Source organism: Thermodesulfatator autotrophicus, from assembly GCF_001642325.1.
GTDB lineage: Bacteria > Desulfobacterota > Thermodesulfobacteria > Thermodesulfobacteriales > Thermodesulfatatoraceae > Thermodesulfatator > Thermodesulfatator autotrophicus.
Genome location: NZ_LSFI01000024.1, coordinates 1 through 4,421, shown reverse-complemented (window position 1 = coordinate 4,421; position 4,421 = coordinate 1). Strand labels below are relative to the sequence as shown.

At 42.6% G+C, this 4,421-nt stretch carries 4 protein-coding genes; 2 read left to right on the top strand and 2 right to left on the bottom strand.

Annotation, left to right across the window (positions count from 1 at the left end; genetic code table 11):
• Positions 1-152: 152 nt before the first annotated feature.
• Positions 153-773 (bottom strand): ANTAR domain-containing response regulator, encoded by a 621-nt coding sequence (locus TH606_RS05970; protein WP_068542014.1) that lies wholly within the window; start codon positions 771-773, stop codon positions 153-155.
• Between the two features lie 161 nt (positions 774-934).
• Between TH606_RS05970 and TH606_RS05965 the strand changes: the two genes are divergently transcribed.
• A complete protein-coding gene (locus tag TH606_RS05965; RefSeq protein WP_068542013.1) occupies positions 935-1,777 on the top strand; it encodes a glycine--tRNA ligase subunit alpha in 843 nt (280 codons plus the stop codon).
• 10 nt (positions 1,778-1,787) lie between these two features.
• On the top strand, positions 1,788-3,866 hold the full coding sequence (gene glyS, locus TH606_RS05960) for a glycine--tRNA ligase subunit beta (protein ID WP_068542012.1): 2,079 nt from the start codon (positions 1,788-1,790) through the stop codon (positions 3,864-3,866).
• Here the strand turns inward: glyS and TH606_RS05955 are convergent.
• Positions 3,825-4,328, bottom strand: a complete 504-nt coding sequence (locus tag TH606_RS05955; RefSeq protein ID WP_068542011.1) for a hypothetical protein — start codon at positions 4,326-4,328, stop codon at positions 3,825-3,827. The two genes, glyS and TH606_RS05955, sit on opposite strands and share 42 nt — an antisense overlap.
• Positions 4,329-4,421 lie beyond the last annotated feature (93 nt).

Below are 4,421 nucleotides of genomic sequence, written 5' to 3'. Positions count from 1 at the left end.
CGTGGCGAAGTGACCCTACCAGGTCATACGAGACTCCTTTACCTTCCCGTTATTGCAAGCCACGAAGTGGCGAAGCAATACTTCCCCTTAAAATAAAAAACTAATGTTTTAGAGTTTTACGAAGGTCTTTTAAAAATTTTGCGGTCTGCGTTTTATTTTAAAGGGTTGTTTTGGGCTTGTTTAAGTAAGTCCTCTCCTATTTCTATTATAACCTGGGCTATATCTTTCAATTTCATGCGCCGACGGCGGGCTTCCTGTTGCATGAATCGCATAGCTTCGCCTTCTTTCATATTGTAGGCGTCCATTAAAAAACCTTTGGCGCGCTCTATAATTTTACGGGCCCCAAGTTCTTCCCTTAGATTCTTGATTTCTGTCTCACGAAAATTTATTTCTTTACCTATGTTCAAAGCAACTTCTATTGAAGAAACAAGTTCATCAATAGAAATAGGTTTTAAGAGATAACCCAGCACTTTAGCTTTACAGGCCTTACTCAAAAAATCAGGGTCTGTATAAGCTGTAAGAATAATAATGGGGACAAAGCCCATTTGATTTATTTGATAGGCTGCTTCCAGGCCGTCCATTTCTGGCATACGAATATCCATGATAATGATGTCGGGTTTTAGTAAACGAGCTAATTCAACGGCTTCTTTACCCGTTTGGGCTGGACCTAAAGGCTCATAGCCTCGTCTTTTTAAAGCTTCTAACAGAGAGGAACTAAAATAATAATCGTCTTCCGCTACCAAGACTTTGGTTTTTTCTTTTAGTTCAGACATAAGCAAAAATTTTAAGATCTTTTTTATATTTTTAGCTTAAAAAGAAATTTTAATAAAGAACTTTTTAAGACTAAAAACATTTAAGACTAAAAACATTTTATACCCCCTTGAGAATGTAGTCTCTTGCGCTAAGCTTTGGCGAGATATTGAGGAGGAAGGAGATGTATTTTCAAGACGTTATCAAAACTTTAAATGAATTCTGGGCGGAAAAGGGTTGTCTGATTTTACAGCCTTATGATATGGAAGTGGGAGCAGGGACCTTTCATCCGGCTACTTTTTTGCGCTCACTAGGGCCTGAACCCTGGAAAGCAGCTTATGTTCAGCCATCGCGCCGCCCTACTGATGGTCGTTATGGTGAAAACCCAAATCGTCTGCAACACTATTATCAATACCAGGTAGTAATTAAACCATCTCCCGATGACATCCAGGAACTTTATTTGAAAAGCCTTGAAGCCTTTGGCCTTGACCTTCGCCAGCACGATGTTCGCTTTGTAGAAGATGACTGGGAGTCCCCCACCCTTGGAGCCTGGGGCCTTGGATGGGAGGTGTGGCTTGATGGTATGGAGATAACCCAGTTTACCTACTTTCAACAGGTAGGCGGCTTTGATTGTGACCCGGTTACCGTGGAGATTACTTATGGGCTTGAACGGCTAACCATGTATTTGCAGGGGATTGATAACGTATTTGAACTTGCCTGGAATAAAAGTGTCAAGTACGGCGATGTTCATCACCGGGGCGAGGTAGAATATTCAGTTTATAATTTTGAAGTGGCTGATGTGGCTATGCTTCGCCGTCTTTTTGATTCCTGGGAAAAAGAAGGCTTGCGCGTGCTTGAAGCCGGATTGGCCTTACCTGGCTATGACTGTTGTATTAAGTGCTCTCATATTTTTAATCTCCTTGATGCCCGCAAGGCCTTATCCGTAGCAGAGCGTACTACTTACATCGCCAGGGTGCGGGCTTTGGCCAAAAAGTCAGCAGAAGTGTGGTTAAAAAATTCTAAGTAAGGTGGAAGACATGGCTAAAGATTTACTTTTTGAGATAGGAACGGAAGAGATCCCGGCAAGGTTTATAGAACCGGCCTTAAAAGCTCTTAAAGATTTGGCTGCCGACGAACTTAACAAACTTGCTTTAGAGTTTGGTGGAATAAAGACCCTCGCTACCCCCAGGAGGCTTACCCTTTACGTGTCAGAGCTTTCAGAAAAGCAGCCTGACCGTGTGGAAGAAATTTTAGGCCCTCCCAAACAGGCCGCTTTTGATGCCGATGGTAAACCTACTAAAGCTGCCCTTGGTTTTGCCAGAAAACACAATGTTTCTGTAGAAGAACTAATCATAAAGGAGACGCCTAAAGGGGAATATGTTTGTGTTACCAAAAAGATATCAGGTGAAAAAACTATAAATCTTTTGCCTGCTTTTCTTGAAAGGCTGGTGAAGGGCATTCCTTTTCCCAAGACTATGCGCTGGGGCACTGAAAAGCTTCGTTTTGCCCGTCCTATAAGATGGTTTCTGGCCCTCTATGGTAAGCAAGTGGTGCCTTTTGAGCTGGCAGGTGTAAAGGCTGGAAATATAACTTATGGACATCGTTTTATGGCGCCTGACCCTATAGAAATAGAAGACTTCGTTTCTTATGTGCGCAAACTCAGAGAGGCCTTCGTGATTGTAGAACCTGAAGAGCGCCTAGCTCGAACTAAAGATGAAGTGACCGACGCTGCGCTTGATATTTCGGCCAAAGTTTTAGAAGATATAGAACTTCTACATGAAAATGCCAATTTGGTGGAATTTCCCTACGCCACTTTAGGGAAATTTGATGACAAATTTCTTTCTTTGCCAAAGCCGGTGTTAATAACGGCCATGCGAGAGCACCAGCGTTATTTTTCGGTGGTTGATAAAGAGGGAAATCTTCTCCCTCATTTCATCGCTGTTAACAATACCAAGCCTGAAGACCCTGTGGCCTTGATAGCCGGCCATGAGCGAGTTTTAAGGGCTCGCCTTGAAGACGCAAGTTTCTATTATGAGCGTGATAAAAAGATTCCTTTACCTGAACGGGTTAAAGAACTTGCTCATGTGGGCTATCACGCTGAGCTAGGTTCTCTCTATGATAAGACCGAGCGGCTGGTTAAGCTTTCGGTCTGGCTTGCTGAAAGACTTGCCCCTGAAAAGAAAGACCTGGCTCAAAGATCTGCTTATCTGGCCAAAGCTGACCTGGTGACAGAACTTGTTCAAGAGTTTCCAAGCCTTCAAGGGATAATGGGAAAAGAATACGCCCTTTTAAGTGGTGAGGCCCCTGAAGTGGCAAACGCTATCTATGAGCACTATCTTCCCGTTAGTGCTGGGGGAGAACTCCCACAAAGCATAGTTGGTGCCATAGTGTCTCTGGCAGATAAGATGGACTCCCTTTGTGCCTTTTTCGGTATTGGCGAGCAGCCCACCGGAACGGCAGACCCTTTTGGCTTACGCCGAGCGGCTTATGGAATTATTGAAGTTATCCTGGCTAAAGGATTTAGGCTCTCCCTTAGCGAGTTTATAAATGAAGCTTTAAATCTTTTAAAAGAACGCCTTAAAGTCCCCCAAAAAGAAGCTTTACTTGAGGTTAAGCAGTTTATAGGTAAGCGTTTTGAAGGGGCACTTTTGAACCGAGGCTTTAGTGATGAGATGATAAAAGCCGTTATGGCGGCAGGCTTTGATGACCTGGTAGACACGCTTGCTCGCCTTGAAGCCCTTAAAAAGGTTTACGAAAGCGAAGAGTTCCCGGCGCTGGCCGTGGGGTTTAAACGGGTAATGAATATGGTGAAAAAACTCTCAGAAAAGCTTTCCTTTAATGAAAATCTCCTAAAAGAAGAAGCAGAAAAGAAGCTATATAAGGCTTATCTGGAGGTAAAAAAAGAATCCTTACCTTTGATTGAAAAAGGGGAACATGAAAAGGCCCTTCGCTCTTTTATTAAGTTAAAAGGCCCAATAGATGAGTTTTTTGATAAAGTTTTCGTTATGGTGGAAGAGGAAGATATAAGGCAAAATAGGCTTGCCTTACTGCAAAAAATAGCAGAGCTTTTTCTTTTAGTGGCCGACCTCTCCTATCTTAGAGAGGAAACGGCTTGAGATATGTTGGATATATTTACGCAAATCAGGGGCTAGCTCTTTTTCAGGGTGAACTCCTTTTTCTGCTAGCTCCTTGCGCAAGATTTCCAGGCTACTTCTAAAGTAAGTTAGAAAATAATCCAATTCAGCAGGAGAGGGAGAGCGCTCAAGAAAGTCTTCAATTATTAACTCTGCAAGTTTTAAAAAGACGTCTTGTTCAAGTTTTTCAGCTTCATCAGGGGAAATTCTTTTAAAAGTGGAAACCGAGGCTAAAAGAAGAGTCTGGGCAAAACTCATTAAAGCCTCTTGAATTTCTTCGGGGGATAAGACCAGACCGTGGTCTTGCATTACTTTTTTAAGCCGTTCTACCAATAGATAAGCTTCTTCCCATATTTCGCGGGCAAGAGTTTCGGGAGAGGCCTTAAATGCTGTAGAGTTTTCTCTCATCAGATTTTCTATATCAAGAGCCGCTTTTTCTGTCAAAGGATGTTTTTGCTTAAAGTTCTTTGTTTAGACAAGAAACTTTGCCAGTCACTTATTGTTTATCCATAGTGTTTCGTCAACTGTGTCCGCAGG

Coding starts and splice junctions, on each gene's coding strand:
- TH606_RS05970 (WP_068542014.1), bottom strand. CDS start 773: ATGTCTGAACTAAAAGAAAAAACCAAAGTCTTGGTAGCGGAAGACGAT.
- TH606_RS05965 (WP_068542013.1), top strand. CDS start 935: ATGTATTTTCAAGACGTTATCAAAACTTTAAATGAATTCTGGGCGGAA.
- glyS (WP_068542012.1), top strand. CDS start 1,788: ATGGCTAAAGATTTACTTTTTGAGATAGGAACGGAAGAGATCCCGGCA.